Raw genomic sequence first — 18115 nt, forward strand, 5'->3', positions numbered from 1 at the left:
TCTCCTCTAATACTTATTCGAATTCTTACCGTTGACCTCAATAATGCGGACGGTACCATCGGGTCTTGTGACTTTCCAAAGAAGGAGATCACCATGTTCTGATACGTTCATTACCGTACCATTTCCACCCATATCAGCTCCTAAGTAAAAATCAATGGCTCCAAACCCACACTCCTTTACACAGGAAGCGCATCCCCAGCAGTCTCTGGAATATTTTATAAATGCTTTCCCGTCTTTTTCCTTTATCAGACTCCCCGGACACACTCTGGTGCATGCCAGACAACCCACACATGCTTCTTTAGATATCCGTATGCTCATAATTGGTCTCCTTTCCTATGTCACGGAGTCTTAAAACCAGTGCTCCGTCTTTCATCGTGGAGTTAACAAATTTATGGTAAGCCTCATCTGACCCAGGAAAATCCAGATTTTCCTGGAAGGAGTGCCATCTGGTCTCCTTTCTGAAACCTAAATGGGCAATCACTGACCGGCATACCACCAGGCGTTCCAGCAGCTCGTAGACAAACATCAGCTCATGCATGTCGGAGGCATTGATATATCTGGTCAGTTTCGTGAGTTCCAGTATTTTTTCTTCCCCAAGCTTCAGCTGCTTTTCATTATACTGATAATTGACCGAAATCCCTCCTGCATACTCATCCATCACCTTCTGCATGGCTTCTTCCAGTTCCTCTGCTGTAAAAACAGCCTCTGAGCCATTTAAAATGCGTTCATACTCCCGGAACGTTTCCTCAGCAAAGGATAAAGCCTCATAGGAATCATCTATTCTCCGGCCTTTTTTAATAATATCAAGTGCGGCGATTTCCCCTTCTGCCATGGCGCCGGTCACATACTTCTGGGGACAGCCGCCTGCTACGTCACCTGCTGCATACAGACCGGTTACAGTGGTTTCCCTGTTGGTATTAATCCAGTAACCGCTTGCAGTGTGCCCTCCAACGATATAAGGCTCGGTTCCGGCTATTTCCACATCCTCTTTTCCAGGGGTCCTGTCGCTTTGCAGCCACCGAAGAGTCTGGCTGGGCGCCATATTTAAGTATGCTTTCAGTAAATCCTCCTCTGTATCCTTTTCAATTCCCTCTGTGTGAAGATAGCAGGGGCCATTGCCAAGCTGATTTTCCCTTACGGTTCCATAGACCCGTTCACTAGTGGTGATTCCGTATTTTTCTTCGTAAATCTCACCTTTTGAATTGATCTGTTTCGCTCTGACTCCCTGAGCAATGGTTCCGGTAGGTGCTATGGTATCCTTGCATCGGAGTGCAATAAACCGCATTTCAAAGGAGGTCATTTCTGCACCTGCCTTAATTCCCATGGCATAACCTGCACCTGTATTAAATGGAGGGTACCACATCTTATGACGGGAGAAACCCGGGTTGTTGGGTTTATAAAGACCAGCCGCACCTCCGGTAGTCACAATAACTGCTGCTGCCCGGATTTCATAAGCGGTGGTCTCTTCCATATGAAACCCCACTGCTCCTTTTACTTCACTGCCAGTCACAAGGAGATCAGTCATATTTACGTGTTCTAAAACCGTGACATTTGGTGCCTGCAATACGGCATCAGCAAGAATGGGCTTTATATTTTCTCCGTTAATTTTAATATTGCGTTTTCCTCTTGTCACATAATTGCCCGTTTCATCCTTTAGGATCACAAGCCCCAGCCGTTCTAAATCAGCGGTCACTTTATTAAATCTCCTGGCTGCCGTTAACAGAAGATCTTCTCTGGCAATGCCCGCCGCATCTTTCATTGCATAATCCACATAATCCTCAGGAGTCTGCCCGTCAGTAATATAGGCATTAATAGCATTTACCCCTGCTGCCAGACAGCCGCTCCGCTTAATCCCTGCTTTTTCGGCAACGATGACCTTTAAATCTGAATGGTTTGAAAGAGTCAGCGCCGCATAACAGCCAGCCGTCCCTCCCCCTATGATCAGGACATCTGCCGTCATAACTTCCCTTTTTAACCTTATACTCATTTTTGACTCCTCTGTAAGATCTCTGTTTTCTATGTCAGAATGTGACGATATTGGCTCCGTTTAACAGTGAATTTTCCAGCAGATACGCTTTCTTGTCATCGTAAGCATAAATCCGGTAAACAATCACATGCATCTTTTCTCCAACGGAAACAGGACGCCGTTCTAAGGATCTGCGGGTTGTTAAGGAAACTCCGTTTACATTCAGACGGACCTCCAGATAATTTCCGCGGAATGAAATATCTTCAATGATTCCCTCTTCCGAACATCTCATCACATCCTGAAATTTCAAATTGTCACTTTTAAATGCTTCCACAAATTCCGGCCGTATAATTGCCCCTGTAAAATCACCCTTTTCAAATCCTTTCAGCTTATGATATCCATCCATTCTGGCGGACTGCCCGATGAACTCAGCGACGAAGGGAGTAGCCGGATTTTTATAAATTTCAAACGGATTTGCAATCTGTTCGATTCTCCCCTGATTGGTGACAATAATTTCATCTGCTACCTCCACTGCTTCATCCTGATCGTGGGTGACAAAGATGCTGGTAATACCCACCTTATGAATCATCTCCTTTAACCAGCTGCGAAGTTCCTGACGCACCTTTGCATCAATTGCTGCAAATGGCTCGTCAAGGAGCAATAGTCCCGGACTTGGTGCCAGTGCTCTGGCAAATGCAACTCTCTGACGCTGTCCGCCGGAAAGCTGATTGGGATAGCGCTTTTCTAATCCTTCCAGGCCAGTTAAGGAAAGCAGTTCCATGACACGCTCTTTAATCAGCTTTTTGTTAATCTTTTTCACTTCCAGACCGAAAGCAATATTTTCATAGACCGTCATATATCGAAACAGTGCATAATTTTGAAATACAAAACCGATTCCTCTGTCTGCAGCAGGCAGATCATTGACTCGTTTCTGATCGATCAAGATATCACCGGTATCCGGTGTTTCAAAACCAGCAATCATACGAAGGATTGTTGTTTTCCCGCTTCCACTAGGTCCAAGAAGGGCTGCCAGTGTTCCTTTTTCAAGTCCAAAATTTACCTCTTTGGAAGCCTTAAAATCTCCGTATGATTTCTCAATATTTCTCATTTCTATGTACATAAGACCCTCCTGACTTCACATTAATGGTTTTCCTCATTCTTTTTTGCCTGATGCTCTGCTATATTTCGTATGATCAGCACTGCTACTGCCATAAGAACCAGAATGGAAGAGACAGCAAATGCCGAGGTAATGGACTCCGATGAATTGGAAAGATAGAGGGCATCGATTTCCAGAGGAAGGGTAAATGTCTCTCCTCTGGTCTTTGACAAAGCATGGACAGCGCCAAACTCTCCAAGTGCTCTTGCCGTACAGAGAATTACCCCATAAAGAAGGGCCCAGCGGATATGAGGAAAGGTTATTTTCCGGAATATGGTAAAGCCATCTGCCCCCATAAGCGCTGCCGCCTCTTCCTCTTCTTTTCCTACAGACAGAAGTACCGGTATAATTTCCCTTGATACAAATGGAAATGTGACAAATACAGTGGCAAGCACCACTCCCGGAACGGCAAATACGATCTGGATATTCGTTCCAAGAGCCTCATTCAGTCTGGCAATCAGACCGCCTGCCCAGCCCATTCTTCCAAATGTCATTAAAAAAGCAAGCCCTGCAATAACAGGGGAAATGGAAAATGGTATGTCAATGACTGCTGAGAGAATCTGTTTTCCTTTAAAAGAAAATCTGGTTATCAGCCACGCTGCAGCAATTCCGAAGATGGTATTAACGACGACTGCAATCACAGCTGCCAGCACAGTAACCCCAAACGCCGATCTTACAGTAGGGGTGGCCAGTGATTGAAAGTAGAAGCCCATTCCTTCTTTCAGGGAATTAATGATAACAGAGATCAGAGGCAGAACCAGCATGAAAAAAAGAAATACCCCACTGATTCCTATGAGAATCCACTTACCTTTTATCTTCATACATGTTCCCTCCTATAAACAGCTGGTACGCTTTGCCTGATGTACCTGAACCATATTTACTAGCAGCAAAATCAGAAAGGATAAAAAAAGCATCACAAGAGCAATTGCCGTTGCTCCGGGATAATCCACATAATTGAGTTTCTGCATAATCACATAGGAAACCACCTGCGTCTGATTCCTGGCATTGTTGCCTGATATGTAGATCACGCTGCCGTATTCCCCCACTCCTCTTGCAAAGGCAAGACCAAAACCAGTTAAAAGCGCAGGTCCAAGCTCCGGCAGAATTACCTTTCGGAAGGTGTGGAACTTTCCTGCTCCAAGTATTGCCGCTGCCTCTTCATACCGTGGATCAAGTGTCTCCAGAACCGGCTGAATGGACCGGACCACAAATGGGATTCCGATAAAAATCAGGGCAATGGTCAGCCCGATCTTGGTATATGCCGCTTTTATCCCCAAAAGCCCAAGGAATCCGCCCATAACCCCGGTATCGGAATACAGTTTAGACAGTGTGATTCCTGCTACTGCAGTGGGAAGGGCAAAGGGAAGTTCAATGATTCCATCCATAATCCGTTTGCCGGGAAACTCATACCGGACAAGAACCCAGGCGAGAATCAAACCGAACACACTGTTGACAAATGCAGCAAAAAGAGAACATAGCAGGCTGGTCTTAAACGCATTCACCACATTGGTCTTTGTAATCAGTTCTAAAAATTCCCGGGGTGATAACTGGAAGGAGTATACCAGGACTGATGCAAGGGGAATAAGTATAATGGCCGAAAGCATGAAAAGAGTGATCCCCATACTCAGTCCGAATCCTGGTATGACACGCTGGCTTTTTCCTGCCCGATCTAACTGTTTCGTCATGTGTGGTTCCTCCCTCTAATTGGCGTAAATCTCATCAAAGATTCCTCCGTCTGCAAAAAAGGTCTCATAAGCAGCATCCCAGCCGCCAAAATCGTCAATGGTGCAAAGATTTACATTAAGATCAAATTTTCCAGAGAATTCAGCCAGAATCTTTTTATTTGAGGGTCTGTATCCATATTCCCCGATCAGCCTCTGGGCCTTATCGGAATAAAGGTATTTCAAGTATTCCTCTGAGGCTTTCTCTGCTCCGTCTTTGCGGGCGTTTTCATCCACTACTGCCACACTGGGTTCTGCAAGAATACTGATGCTGGGGGTGATGATTTCATACTGATCCGGGTACTCTTTCACCGTATTAATGGCTTCATTTTCCCAGGCAATCAATACATCTCCCTGCCCGTTTTCCACAAATGTGGTGGTGGCTCCTCTGGCTCCTGAATCCATGACGGAAACATTTTTATAAAGGTCTGCCACAAAGGCTTTCATCTTCTCCTCATCTCCCTGATATGTGACCTTTGCATACTGCCATGCAGCCAGGAAATTCCAGCAGGCACCGCCGCTGCTCTTGGGATCCGGGGTAATTACCTCAACATCTGGTTTGGCTAAATCAGACCAGTCTTTTATGTCTTTTTCATTTCCTTTTCTCACCAGAAATACGATTGCAGAGGTATAAGGTGATGAATTACCCTCAAATTCCTTAATCCACCCGGAATCGATCAGACCAGACTTTTCAATCATGGTAATGTCATGAGCCAGCGCCAGAGTCACCACATCCGCTTTTGCTCCTTCAATGACGGAACGTGCCTGACCCCCTGATCCTCCGTGAGACTGGACCACAGTTACTCCGGTTTGATAGGTTTCTCTGTAATAGTCTTCAAAGATTTTATTGTACTCCTGATAAAACTCTCTGGTGGGATCATAAGAAACATTGGTAATTGTAATTGTTCCATCTTTTCCGGAATCCGTCTGCTTAGCACATCCTGCCAGTATTCCTGCTGCCGCTATCATCAGCACAAGGGCTGCTGCCCGCTTTTTTCCTCGTTTTCTCATTTATGAACCTCCGCATGCTCCGTGTGTTATCTGGAAGTTTAATCCCCATTTACATATTTGTAAAGTATGTTATTGTTTTTTCTTTATCTATATGGTAGAATTTCCTTATCTATTCCCCTAGAACCATATTTTTTTACTTATATATCATATATTACCAGTATGTAAATATGATATCAGTCAGGAGGAAGTCATGTCCATTAAAACCTTGATGATCTTTGTCACCGTCTATAAGGAAGAAAGCATTACTGCTGCCGCCAATAAGCTGAATATCAGCCAGCCAGCCGTAAGCCTTGCAATCCGGGAACTGGAAAATGAGTATTCCATCCAGTTATTTGAGCGGGTTGGAAGGGGCATTCAAAAAACCAGCGCAGCCCGTCATCTGTACGAATTCGCGTCCCACATTACCTCTCTTTATCTGGAAATGGATCTGGAGTTTAAAAAGCAGAATCAAACCACTCCGCTGCGCATCGGATTTTCAAGCACCATCGGAGCCTGTCTGATGCCCGAAATCATTCATTGTTTCACGAAAGACAATCAGATTCCCATGCCTTACCTAAAAGTTGACACTTCAGACAAAATAGAAGCTGCTATTCTTGAAAACCAGCTGGATCTGGCTCTCACAGAAGGAGTCAGCAGCTCAGATAAAATTCTGACGGAACCGTTTGCCAAAGAACAGTTAGTGCTGGTGTGCAGCCCTTCTCACCCTTTTGCCCAAAAGGAAAACCTTACACTGGAGGACTTAAGGGAAGAACGCTTTCTTTTGAGAGAAAACGGAAGCCAGACCAGAAAACTGGCTGAAGCTGCCTTTCACCTCCATGATTTCATTCTCCGCCCTGTCCTTGAGAGCACCAGCAACGAAGCTATCATATGGGGAGTTCATACCAATCTTGGAATTGCCATACTGCCAGAGCGCCAGGTGGCTGAATACTTAGAAAAGGGAACACTTCTTGCCCTGCCCCTTAAGGAAATTGAACTGAAACGGGAATACCAGATAATCTACCATCAGAATAAATATTTAAACCCGGAATTGCTGCGTTTTATGGAACTGGTGAAAAGTAAATTTCTATCCACAAATTAAAAAACTCCCCGCCAAACCGAAAGTCTGGAGGAGAGCCTAATGTATGGAGTCCGGTGAGGACTTATTTTATTAGTATGTAAACAACTGTACCCAGTACTGTGTACCTGCACTGTTTTGTAAATTGCCAACACCGATATGTGTAAAGTTCTTATTTAAAATGTTAGCGCGGTGTCCTGCACTATTCATCCATGCATTCATAACTTCTTCCGGTGTCTTCTGTCCCCAGGCAATGTTCTCGCCTGCGCCCTGGAAGTTAACGCTCTGCTCTTTTAATGCAGTGGAGAAGGAGCCGCCGTTAGGACGTACATGATCAAAAGAGGTCTGAATTTCGTTGGCTCTTACATTCGCTGCTTTTTCTACGTTCGCATCGATGGTAAGAGGTGCAAGTCCTGCTTTTGCTCTTTCTGCATTTACCAGATCAACAACCTGCTGTGTGTAGGTCTTGTTGGTTGTGGAACCGTTGTTGGTGTTGCCATTGTCTGTGTTGCCGTTGTTGGTATTTCCGTTGTTGGTATTGCCGTTGTTGGTATTTCCGTTGTTGGTATTACCATTGTTTGTATTTCCATTATTGGTATTGCTTCCGTTACCATTATTGCAATTTCCATTATTATTACCATTGCCGTTGATTAAACTTGACCAGTCAAAATTGTTTGAGTTGATCCCAAGCTGCTGAAGCTTCGCCTTTAAGTCACTGGCATTGCAGGAGCCATAAATTGCAGTCACGTTTCTTCCGCCATAGCACTGTTTGTAAGAGTTATTCACCGCTGCGTTTGCTGTTAATGGAAGCATGCTTGTTAAGGTTAACGTAATCAATCCAATTGCCTTTAGTTTCTTCAATGTTATTTCCTCCTTATGGGTTTGTTACAAATTTATTACATTTGTGTTACAAGAATATGATAGCACTCTCACTTCCATTTTTCCAGTGGTAATACATGGTAATTATTTTTCCAGATTCCCAGAATCGGAAAAAGGTATTTTCCATACTCATTCCAATTCTTTGTATGCATCTGTCAAAAAGTCCAGAAACTGCCTGCTTGCAGCAGGTAAAATCCTCTGATCCTTAAATACGACTCCAATGGTTCTGTTAAGCGGCGGTTCCATATTTCTTACAGCATTTTTATAATCCACCCTGTTTAAAATTAAGTCGGAAAGAATTCCAACACCCAGTCCTTTTTCAATCATCGCCATAATTGTATAATCATCATGAACAATATATTGAATGTTGGGCTTGATTCCATGCTGCTGGAAATATTCCATAGGTTCATTTAAGCTTCCCTCTTCCAGTAATATAAATGGCTCCTGCGCCAATTCCTCAATAGGAATCTTGTCTTTCGCCGCCAGGGGATGGTTGATGGGAAGAACTGCAAGCATGGGATCTTTTTTTAAGGGAATGGTTTTCAATTCCTGATCCGTTACTGCCTGGGGATTAATGAAACCAAAGTCCACGCTTCCTTCCTTCACCAGCTCCTCGATTGCCGTATAGTCTCCCTGATAAAGCTGAAAGCTGACAGATGGATATTTTTCTTTGAATCCTTTCATCAGTCCCGGAAGCCAGTGACAGGATACGCTGGCAAATGTTCCAATACGGATGGAAGCATTCTGAATTCCTTCTATCTCACTTCGTTTTTCCACCAATTCCCTGTATGCATGACAGATGTTTTTTATGTAAGGCATAAGTTCTGCACCGTCCGGAGTCAGTGTTACACCTTTTTTTGATCGTACAAAAAGAACTGTATCAAGCTCCTCTTCCAGAGACTGAACCATCTGGCTGACAGCGGATTGTGTATAGCCCAGCTCTCTGGCCGCCTTTGTAAATCCCCCACATTCTGCAATTTTAACGACTGCCCGGTATCGGTTCATTCATCCGCCCCCTTATCCATCAGTTTTCCTAATGTTTCCATTATAAACATTTGTTTTACTGATGTAAAGAACCGTGGTATATTTTTCTTAGTTTACCAAAGGGTTACAAGCCCTGTTACGGAGGATTTTTATGAATCAGCGCAGCTTACAATATACTACCGGGCTAAAGGACGGGATTCCTATTGGGCTTGGGTATTTTGCAGTATCCTTTACCTTCGGCATCATGGCAGCTAATACGGGTCTTACACCATGGCAGGCCATCGTGATGTCACTTACCAACTTAACCTCAGCAGGACAGTTCGCCGGACTTGAGATTATTAAAACAGGGGCATCCCTTGGAGAACTGGCTCTCGCTCAGATTGTGATCAATTTAAGATATAGCTTAATGTCCTGTTCCCTGTCCCAGAAATTTAAAGAAGATACTCCTTTTTTCCACCGTCTTCTTATTGGATACGGCGTAACAGATGAAGTTTTTGGTGTTTCAGTCTGCAAATCCGGTAAATTAGATCCACTCTACTGTTATGGACTCCTGTCTGCAGCCGTACCTGGCTGGACACTTGGAACTGCTTTCGGTGCAGTGTCAGGGTGCCTGCTTCCAGACCGGATTATTAGTGCATTAAGCGTGGGGTTATACGCCATGTTTGTTGCGATTATCGTACCTCCCGCAAGGGATAACCGTACTTTGGCGTGGGTAGTGGCTGCTTCCATGATTCTCAGTTTCCTGTTTTCCTGGCTTCCATGGCTGCGTATGATTTCTTCTGGTATGAGACTTATTCTTCTGACAGTTGTAATTGCAGGTGTAGCTGCATCTTTATTTCCATTTCCAGCCAAAGAGGAGGATTGTTATGAATGACCGTATCTATGTATACATACTGGTAATGGCTATCGTGACTTACGCTATCCGCGTACTTCCCCTGACTTTGATCCGGCGGGAAATAAAAAACACATGGGTACGGTCCTTTCTCTTCTACGTTCCTTATGTAACCTTATCCGTGATGACCTTTCCGGCGATTTTAACAGCTACCAGGAGCATCTGGTCTGCGGCGGCGGCATTGGCGGCGGCTGTGGTAATGGCTTATAGGGGGAAGTCGTTGATTTTTGTTTCATTGACGGCTTGCGGGGTTGTGTTAATAATGGAATTATTGCTGGGAATTAGGTATCAATAAGCGACGTACAAAAAGGTGAGGAATTCGCTGATGCCCCACTACACATTGATTATTTTTCACTCATAAATATCTACCATTTTGAAACATATACTATCTTCCTTGGGAAAATAAGCACCGCTATTAATATCTTCCGCATAACTACTGCTGTATACCATGTGGTTTATTAAAGACTGCTACACAAAAAAGGGCGGCAGGCCTAAAAATATAAGCCTGCCACCCAACATCTTATCATACTATAGACTCATTTCAAGTTCATATTATACTACCTGTCTCTTAAATTAATCATTCACTCTCCACAACGGTCCCCCGCCATGAAAAAAGTGTTTAATCTGTTCGGCTGCCTGAACCGCAATTGCAGCCATACAGTCTTCAGTATTGGAGGCCATATGGGGCGTAACCGCTGTATTCGGCATATGAAGAAGCGGATTCGTGCTTAAAGGCGGTTCCGTCTCAAATACATCCACAAAAGCACCGGCGATACTTCCTGCTTCCAGGGCATGAATCAGCTCGCCTTCTTTCACTACCTCACCTCTGGAACAATTAATAAAATAAGCGCTTTCCTTCATCCATGCGAATTCTTTTTCGCCTACGAATCCAATGGTTTCCGCTGTCGCAGGAACATGAAGGGATATTACATCACACTCCCGAAACAATTGCTCCCAGCTCAGTATTTTTACATACTCCGGTATATCAAATGATGGCTGATTTAAATAAGCAGCTATTTTCATGGAAAGACCGTCATGTGCGATTTGGGCCGTCTGTCTTCCAATTCTTCCAAATCCTATGATTCCAAGTGTTTTCCCCTTGAGCTCCATTCCCTTATTAGAATTCTTAAAAAGGAAATTTCCGTTTTTCATCTGTTCGCTGCATGGAAATAATCGCTTTGTTACCGCCAGCATGGCACCAATCGTATACTCTGCAACAGATGTTGTTGTGGCATCAGGTGTATTTGTAACAGCAATGCCAAGCCTTGATGCCGCTTTTATGTCAACATTATTATAACCTGCACCATGGCGTGCCACGATCTTCAATTTTTTTCCGGCCTTCATCACTTTTTCAGTCATGGCGGCAGTACGCAAAAGCACTGCATCACAATCTGCTATATCCCGGATTAAATCTTCCTCTTCTGCACCTGAACCGATTTTTATCTCAAATCCATGGTCGATTAAATACTCCATTCCTTCCTGTGCAATCATTTGTGGTATTAATACCTTTATTCCCATACAAATTAACCTTTCTGTCTTTTTTTAACCTGCCTTTTCTATGCGTAAACAGTTTTCATCAGCTTAGCCAGCTCTACCGGATCTGTTGTTTCACCCATTAACTTCTGGCGTTCCTGGTCCATACCGGTTATGAGCTTTGTCTTTTCCAAAACCTCCCTCAGATACTTTCTCGGAAATTTTACCGCACCATTTTGATCCATATGTATCACCTCTCCCGGACAGACATCCATGCCGCTGATAGAAATTGGAGTATTTAGCGCCGCTATGGCAACGGTTCCATGACCAGCCGTCAAGCCGGGAAAAAGACACTGAACCTCTAACCCTCTCATTTCTTCCATATCTCTGGCTGGTCCATCACCTAAAACTCCGGTTACGCCAAGCCGCTTCAGTGCAGTCAGCATGTTTCCACCCAACAGAGCATTTTTCGATCTTATGTTATCGGGTCCGCACTGTTTCATGGCCAGGATTACAGGTTTCGGTGCCTCTTCAACTGCTTTTAGCAGATCCACGAACTCCAATCTGTCATATCCCGGATCTTTAGGCGAATAAGTCACAGTTACCACATGGGCACATCTGGCGCCGTGCTCCGGATAAAGACATTTTAGGTTCTGATCCGTATACCAGTTGATTTCAAATGGGTGATAAAGTCCAAGACAAGTCTGCCTGTCCCCGGCATAGGTCGCAACTGCGTTTGTAATAGTCGGCGTATCAAACTGTTCTAAACCTTTCATGATTCTTTGTTCATTTTCAATATCCCAATGATTCATGCCGGTTCCTTTCTACAATGCTTTGATTTCATTCCAAATGCTGTCTTCCACATAGATTCCCTTTTCATCATGCTCCTGATGGAAACGGATAAAGTCATCTCCTGGTGCGAAAATTCCGTTGGAATGCTCAGAAAGTTCCCCGCTTTTCAGATGATTTACTGCCTTTTTTATTTCTGCACTCATCTTTTGCGCATCTGTAGTTTTTGATGGATCAATTAAAATCATAACCTGAGAGGCACCTCCGCAGCTTCCCTTACCTATCTTATCTAAATCAGCAGCTCCCTGTCCATCTGTGAGAATCGTTCCAAGAATGTCCAGCATAAAGGCGAAACTGGATCCCTTCCAATAACCAATGGGCATGATTCTCCTGCTTTCTTCAATTGCACCCGGATCATCGGTGATAGTTCCATTTTTGTCAAAGCCGCCTGGAAGGGGAAGCTTTTTCCCCTCCAGACGGGTCATTGCCAGCTTTCCGTAGGCATATTGGGAGATTGCCATATCAAGCATCATGGGTTCTTCCCCCTGGGTTCCCGGAATCGCCATCACAAAAGGGTTATTTCCCAATCTGCATTCCTTTCCGCCCCAGGGCGGCATGACAGATTCGGTGTTAGTCCACATTATAGAAATAAAGCCCTTTCTCGCAGCATAAAGGCCATAACTTCCACCTCGCATCCAGTGAGTTGTATTCTTTAAACCAACCATGCCGATTCCATATTCTGCAGCCAGCTTAATCCCTTCCTCTACACAGAACATTGCATTGAGAATTCCCGGCCCCATATTTCCATTATAAATTTTAATGGCTCCCAGTTCCTTTTCAAGCGTCGGTTCGCCATGAATATCGACCCAGCCATTTTTTATATAACTTACAAAGCGCGCAACCCGGCCCGTACCATGAGAGTAAATTCCGTCATAGGTGGAATCCGTATGAATTTCTGAACAAACCTCTGCTTTTTCTTCACTCATACCATATTTCACAAATACCCGTTTTATTTCAACTTTAATTTCTTCATATGTTAATCTCATTTCACGTTCTCCTTACTTGTTTCCTGTACTTTCTTAATTTCTCCATAAACGGTATAACCAACGGCAACAACTGTAAGAATCAAAAAGACGGCTGCTATGGGCGACTGCACAAACGGCAGAAAGCTTCCCTCCGTCCTCATCAGAGAACGCCTTAAATATGTTTCCAGTGATGGGGCAAGAATAAAGCCCACCACCAGGGGAGCCAGCGGAAATTTATTCCGCTTCAGTACATATCCCAGGAATCCAAATAATACCATAATTAAAATGTCCAGACTATTATTATTTGCACAATAAGATCCTACAAAACAGCAAACGATTACGATGGGCAGCAGCAGTGTAGATGGAATGGACAGCATCTTTACAAACAATGATAGTCCGTAATATTCCACAAGAAAGAATACGACATTTGCAACGATAAAAGCCGCCAGTATGGCATACACCAGCACTCCGCTTGTTTTAAAAAGCAGCGGACCGGGTGTAACATCATGAAGCTGAAATCCTGCCATAATCATTGATGTGGCATTATCTCCCGGGATACCAAGTGTCAGCAATATGATAAGAGCCCCTCCCACTGTTGCATTATTTGCTGTCTCAGAAGCAACCACACCTTCTACAACTCCTGTTCCAAAATCTTCCGGATGTTTGGAGGTCTTTTTTGCGTAAGAATAAGCAAGAAGATTACTTACATTTCCGCCAAGTCCGGGTAGTATGCCAATTAACAAACCAATGATGGAACTGGGAATAGCTGTTTTCAAATAAGATAAAAACTCTTTAAAGCTGAATCCAAATCCTTTGACTTCTTTCTGTTTGATATCCGAAATTCCAACCACCTTTGTAGAGGATGCCTTTTCTCTGGCCGTCAGCATGATTTGAGATACTGCAAACAGACCAATTAAAACCGGAACCAGATTGAATCCATTCGCCAGTTTATTGATACCAAACGTATAGCGGTAATAAGAACTTAAGCTGTCGGTTCCTACGAAACCAAATGTGATACCAAGAAGACAGGACAGAAGTCCTTTCACAATGCTTCCCTCTGATAATGCCGAAACGGTGGTGAGAGAAAATAATATAATGGCAAAATAGTCATAGGAATTGAATTTTAAAGCAACCTTGGCAATATGAGGACCTGCAAAGGATAACACCACAGCTCCGATTAAGCCCCCTATAAAGGAAAACAAAATCGCTGCACCAAGAGCCTTCTTTGCCTCTCCTTTCTTTGCCATGGGATATCCGTCAAAACAGGTTGCAATCGAAGATGGTGTCCCGGGTATTCCGAGCAATATAGCTGAGATTAAACCGCCGGAGCAGCCCCCCACATAAACAGCCATCAAAAAAGAAATACCATTCACTGCTTCCATTCCAAACGTAAACGGAAGCATGATAGCCAGTGCAGTAAAGGCGGATAATCCAGGCAGGGCCCCGATAATCAATCCTCCCACAACCCCCGCAAAAATTAAGAATAACGTGTCAAATGCAAAAATTGTCTGGAATCCTTGTAGCAGTTCCATAATCAAGTTTCTCCTCTCTTTGCTTACTTATCAGATCTGCATAAATAATTTTCCAGCTGGCAGGGCAATCATAAAAACTTTCCAGAAAATGAAATTAATTGCAACAGGTACCACAACGGATATCACCAGTGTAAGCATCATTTTTTTTCTATTCTTGTAATCTTCTTTCGGTAACAAAATCAGGCACTGGCAGAACAGATATACGATCGAAGTGATGACAAATCCCAACTGCAGTATAATCAAATAATACAAAATCAAGGCAAGACATGTTAAGAGCAGCGAATGGTTCAAACCTGCCTGCTGTACAAGTCCATCTTCCGTTTCTTTGCTTTTTCCTAAGCCAATGGATGTCAGAGTTAAAATTCCTGACAAGATTCCCATGAAAACAGCTGTGCATCTTGGAAAGAAACGTGATCCCAATATATCAGATTTTGATTCCGGTATCCAGAAGGAAACCGCATATATGAATATTGCAAACAGCAGCAATATTATTCCAGCATATACATTCTTCTTTTTTTCACTCACAATCATTTCTCCTTTACACCGCCTTACTGGTTGGATAAGAATTCTTCTGTATATGGCTTCATATTCTTTTCGTACATAGAATTAGCGAAGTCTCTGCCTTCATCCCGCGGCATCCAGTCTACTGTCAGATAATAGCTTTCCATTGTCTTAATAAATTCTTCATCCTGAGTTACTTTTTCCATAGCATCTGCAAGTGCCTGAACAATATTGTCCGGTGTATCCGGATTTGTACCAACCCAGAAGAATTTACTGAAATCCACATTACTCAGGCCATATTCCTCGGAAAGGGGGACAGCACTGATCAGATCATTTTTTTCGCTTCCAAGAAGGCAGAGCGGAATAAATTCACCGGTAGAGAAATAATCGGTTGCAAGACCGTAGGAGATGTTGATCACATCCGTCTGCTCACCAAGAAGTGCTGTCATTTTTGCTGCATTATTTCCAACATCAATGAATTTTAATGAAGAATTCCATTCCTTATTCATGGCAATGCCGCACAGTTGATTGGTAGCACCAATCTTACCGCCATATTCTATTGTGTCCGGCGCTGCTTTTGAAGCATTCAGTAAATCTTCCAGCGTCTTCCAGCCTGATTTTGCGTTTACTGCCAGTACTGTAGTGTTATCAATAACCGGGATACCTACTGTTTTAAAGCTGTCAATATTAATTTTAGAACTGCCCTGCATATAAGGAACAAATAAATCAGTACCGTTCACTACAAGTGTCTTTCCGTCAGGTTTCGAATCAAGACATTCCTGCAGCCCCATGACGGTAGCTCCTCCATCCACATTTTTAACCACAACGTTAACCCCCAGATACTTCTGCATGTACTGAGCCAGCACCCTGGCGTTCCGGTCCGTGTCTCCCCCCGCTTTTACAGGGCAGATGATGGTTATCGTACCATCAAACGTATACGCACCGCTTTCCGCTGCCAAACCAGCTGTATCAGCAGTTGTACTGTCTTTGGCTGCTGATGTGCTCTTTCCATTACTGCAGCCGGTAAGAATAAAAGCTGCCGCTGCCATACCAAGTAGAATCTTTAATGCCTTTTTTCTCATTTTGTCCTCCATACATTGTTAATTTTTTACTTTTTCAATGCAAGCATTGCAAAGCACAGCCTGTCTTTGTATAATAGAGGAATGAAAAAGAGCCCGTGCCGCAATGTTTTATGCATTTGTTACAATAATATTATAACAACACCATTGAGCAAGCACAAATATTTAAAATAGATCGACATAATAATATTATCTTATTATTAATTTTTTTCTTTAAGGAGAAGGGGTTTTATAATGGAGACTAAGCATTTAAACTACATAATTTCAATTGCACAGCATAAAAACATGACAAAAGCGGCAGAAAAGTTATTTGTTTCACAATCTTCTCTAAGCCAATATCTTTCCAGACTGGAGCAAAATATAGGATCCCCCCTTTTTTTTCGTGCCAAAGGCGAACTGATTCTGACACCGGCAGGCGAACTTTATGTAAATGCTGCAAAAGAAGTAGTTCAGATTAAAGACAGACTCTATAAGAGTATGGAGAGTCTGAATAAGCGGGGACATATTTCGATTGGCGTCAGTTCCCAGTGGGGAATACGGCTTCTTACGGCAATCGTTCCAGAAATAAAAAATATGTTTCCTTCTGTAACGATAGAAATTTCTGAAACAAGTATCAGGGAAATATTTACACAGATTATGAGCGGTAAACTGGATTTTGCCTTAGCCTCCTGTACTGAAATACTCCCCCCGGAAATCCAGGCGGAAATTCTGGAGACCGAGGAGATACTTTTTGGCATGCCAACCAGTCATTTATTCGCAATGAGACAAAATAAAAAATCAATATCCCAACAAGAATTTGCTGATTTTATAAGAAATGATAATTTTATACTATCAAAAAAAGAATATGCAACGCGCATTCTTGCAGAGAAACTTTTTGAAGAGATTAAAATAAGACCTGATGCCATCTGCGAAACCAATAGTATGGCAACAATCAGCAACATGGTAGCAAATGGTTCCGGTGTCGGCTTTTTTCCTGTCTCCTGCTCCAATGACCGGGAACATATCAAATACTACTCACTGAAGCCAAAGATGATGCGCTATAACCTATTGCTTCACAGAGATAATCTTCAGATGAACCCATTGGAAAAAACATTTTTATCTTACGTGCGAAGCAACTTTCTATAATTCTTAAAAACAGAGAGATGATAACTTTGACGTTTTTCTGATCATGGAGTATTCATCTCTCTACTTTTAATTAAAAGCTACCCGAAGCTAATGCTTATTTCGTAATCCACTTAATGGGAGCGCCCGATTCAATTGTTCCGTAACTTATGTGCGTGATTTCTCCTGTTTCTGGATTGGTCGGTTGGTCAATTTGATATAACCTTCTGCAACGAAAAACCTATCCTACTGACCGGCTCTGCTGCAGTTGATCTTGTAAGATCCGCAAAACCAACAATGACTAAAGCCTTAATCTCACTTTATCCAGGATTCAGATATGTAATGATACATATTTTCCTGCATAAATAAAAAACAGACACCTTTCGATGTCTGCCTTCCGTTATTACATATATAACAATGATACAAAACTTTTCCAACAAAATCTTTAAACAATATACCCACTTCTCCTATATTACATAATTATTCATATAGTCATTCTTATGAATCAAATCTGCGATGGTAATCCCGTCAAAGTAATCATTAATCAGCTTATTAAGTCCTTCCCACATCTCCAGAGTCTGGCACTGACCTGCTCTGTTGCAGTTATTGGTCTCCCCTTCCAGACAGGATACAGGCGCAAGAGATCCTTCTGTAAGCCGCAAAATGCTTCCCACAGTATAAAGCTCCGGATCCTTGGCAAGCTTGTAGCCGCCGCCTTTTCCTCTTAAAGAGATAAGGAGATTATTCTTACTTAAAATAGAGACTATGGATTCCAAATACTTCTCTGATATCTCCTGCCTTTGGGCAATGTCCATCAGTGTGATAAATTCTCCGTTATTGTGCTCTGCCAGATCAATCATGAGTCTGATGGCATAACGGCCTTTCGTTGAAATTTTCATATGCATAACCTCCTATTCATAATTTACCACAAGGTTAATATGTTTTTCAAGCC

19 protein-coding genes are annotated in these 18115 nt (G+C 43.0%); 4 read left to right on the forward strand and 15 right to left on the reverse strand.

Annotated features, from left to right (window positions below):
* Positions 1 to 6: 6 nt before the first annotated feature.
* From ABS301_RS01245 to ABS301_RS01270, 6 genes are read right to left on the reverse strand one after another with little or no spacing between them, the layout of a single operon-like run.
* A complete protein-coding gene (locus ABS301_RS01245; RefSeq protein WP_349670457.1) occupies positions 7 to 318 on the reverse strand; it encodes a ferredoxin family protein in 312 nt (103 codons plus the stop codon).
* Positions 299 to 1987, reverse strand: a complete 1689-nt coding sequence (locus ABS301_RS01250) for an adenylyl-sulfate reductase subunit alpha (protein ID WP_349670458.1) — start codon at positions 1985 to 1987, stop codon at positions 299 to 301. Before ABS301_RS01250 ends, ABS301_RS01245 begins: the two co-directional genes overlap by 20 nt.
* A 34-nt stretch (positions 1988 to 2021) precedes the next feature.
* The gene (locus tag ABS301_RS01255) at positions 2022 to 3086 is read right to left on the reverse strand and encodes an ABC transporter ATP-binding protein (RefSeq protein ID WP_349670459.1); all 1065 of its coding nucleotides are present in this window, start codon (positions 3084 to 3086) and stop codon (positions 2022 to 2024) included.
* Between the two features lie 20 nt (positions 3087 to 3106).
* A complete protein-coding gene (locus ABS301_RS01260; protein WP_349670460.1) occupies positions 3107 to 3943 on the reverse strand; it encodes a sulfate ABC transporter permease in 837 nt (278 codons plus the stop codon).
* 12 nt (positions 3944 to 3955) lie between these two features.
* A complete protein-coding gene (cysT, locus tag ABS301_RS01265; RefSeq protein ID WP_349670461.1) occupies positions 3956 to 4807 on the reverse strand; it encodes a sulfate ABC transporter permease subunit CysT in 852 nt (283 codons plus the stop codon).
* A 15-nt stretch (positions 4808 to 4822) separates the two neighbouring features.
* Complete coding sequence (locus ABS301_RS01270; protein WP_349670462.1) at positions 4823 to 5854, reverse strand: sulfate ABC transporter substrate-binding protein; 1032 nt, start codon at positions 5852 to 5854, stop codon at positions 4823 to 4825.
* A gap of 190 nt (positions 5855 to 6044) precedes the next feature.
* Here ABS301_RS01270 and ABS301_RS01275 point away from each other — a divergent pair, with 190 nt between their 5' ends.
* Positions 6045 to 6932 (forward strand): LysR family transcriptional regulator, encoded by an 888-nt coding sequence (locus tag ABS301_RS01275; protein ID WP_349670463.1) that lies wholly within the window; start codon positions 6045 to 6047, stop codon positions 6930 to 6932.
* Between the two features lie 69 nt (positions 6933 to 7001).
* On the opposite strand, the gene ABS301_RS01280 is transcribed toward ABS301_RS01275, so the two are convergent.
* A complete protein-coding gene (locus tag ABS301_RS01280) occupies positions 7002 to 7769 on the reverse strand; it encodes a CAP domain-containing protein (RefSeq protein ID WP_349670464.1) in 768 nt (255 codons plus the stop codon).
* A gap of 147 nt (positions 7770 to 7916) precedes the next feature.
* The gene (locus tag ABS301_RS01285; RefSeq protein WP_349670465.1) at positions 7917 to 8792 is read right to left on the reverse strand and encodes a LysR family transcriptional regulator; all 876 of its coding nucleotides are present in this window, start codon (positions 8790 to 8792) and stop codon (positions 7917 to 7919) included.
* A gap of 130 nt (positions 8793 to 8922) precedes the next feature.
* On the opposite strand from ABS301_RS01285, the gene ABS301_RS01290 reads away from it, so the two are divergent.
* Together ABS301_RS01290 and ABS301_RS01295 are read left to right on the forward strand one after the other, a co-directional pair.
* The gene (locus ABS301_RS01290; protein ID WP_349670466.1) at positions 8923 to 9645 is read left to right on the forward strand and encodes an AzlC family ABC transporter permease; all 723 of its coding nucleotides are present in this window, start codon (positions 8923 to 8925) and stop codon (positions 9643 to 9645) included.
* Positions 9638 to 9958, forward strand: a complete 321-nt coding sequence (locus ABS301_RS01295) for an AzlD domain-containing protein (RefSeq protein WP_349670467.1) — start codon at positions 9638 to 9640, stop codon at positions 9956 to 9958. The genes ABS301_RS01290 and ABS301_RS01295 overlap by 8 nt, the downstream gene beginning before the upstream one ends.
* Positions 9959 to 10236: 278 nt before the next feature.
* On the opposite strand, the gene ABS301_RS01300 is transcribed toward ABS301_RS01295, so the two are convergent.
* The 6 genes from ABS301_RS01300 to ABS301_RS01325 are packed head-to-tail and all read right to left on the reverse strand — an operon-like array spanning position 10237 to position 16065.
* Positions 10237 to 11181, reverse strand: coding sequence for a hydroxyacid dehydrogenase (locus ABS301_RS01300; protein WP_349670468.1), 945 nt, complete (start codon positions 11179 to 11181; stop codon positions 10237 to 10239).
* A 38-nt stretch (positions 11182 to 11219) separates the two neighbouring features.
* Entirely contained in the window at positions 11220 to 11948 is a 729-nt protein-coding gene (locus tag ABS301_RS01305; protein ID WP_349670469.1) for an RraA family protein, read from the reverse strand.
* Positions 11949 to 11960: 12 nt separating this feature from the next.
* Positions 11961 to 12971, reverse strand: coding sequence for a 3-dehydro-L-gulonate 2-dehydrogenase (gene yiaK, locus ABS301_RS01310; protein ID WP_349670470.1), 1011 nt, complete (start codon positions 12969 to 12971; stop codon positions 11961 to 11963).
* The gene (locus tag ABS301_RS01315; RefSeq protein ID WP_349670471.1) at positions 12968 to 14482 is read right to left on the reverse strand and encodes a tripartite tricarboxylate transporter permease; all 1515 of its coding nucleotides are present in this window, start codon (positions 14480 to 14482) and stop codon (positions 12968 to 12970) included. The genes yiaK and ABS301_RS01315 overlap by 4 nt, the downstream gene beginning before the upstream one ends.
* A gap of 30 nt (positions 14483 to 14512) precedes the next feature.
* Positions 14513 to 15007: a tripartite tricarboxylate transporter TctB family protein gene (locus tag ABS301_RS01320; protein WP_349670472.1), complete on the reverse strand. Its 495-nt coding sequence runs from the start codon at positions 15005 to 15007 to the stop codon at positions 14513 to 14515.
* 23 nt (positions 15008 to 15030) lie between these two features.
* Positions 15031 to 16065, reverse strand: a complete 1035-nt coding sequence (locus ABS301_RS01325; RefSeq protein WP_349670473.1) for a tripartite tricarboxylate transporter substrate binding protein — start codon at positions 16063 to 16065, stop codon at positions 15031 to 15033.
* Between the two features lie 231 nt (positions 16066 to 16296).
* On the opposite strand from ABS301_RS01325, the gene ABS301_RS01330 reads away from it, so the two are divergent.
* Positions 16297 to 17187 (forward strand): LysR family transcriptional regulator, encoded by an 891-nt coding sequence (locus ABS301_RS01330; RefSeq protein WP_349670474.1) that lies wholly within the window; start codon positions 16297 to 16299, stop codon positions 17185 to 17187.
* Positions 17188 to 17630: 443 nt separating this feature from the next.
* On the opposite strand, the gene ABS301_RS01335 is transcribed toward ABS301_RS01330, so the two are convergent.
* Entirely contained in the window at positions 17631 to 18062 is a 432-nt protein-coding gene (locus ABS301_RS01335; RefSeq protein ID WP_104438582.1) for an RrF2 family transcriptional regulator, read from the reverse strand.
* Positions 18063 to 18115: the final 53 nt, after the last annotated feature.

This window comes from Lacrimispora sp., from assembly GCF_031982545.1.
Classification (GTDB): domain Bacteria; phylum Bacillota; class Clostridia; order Lachnospirales; family Lachnospiraceae; genus Lacrimispora.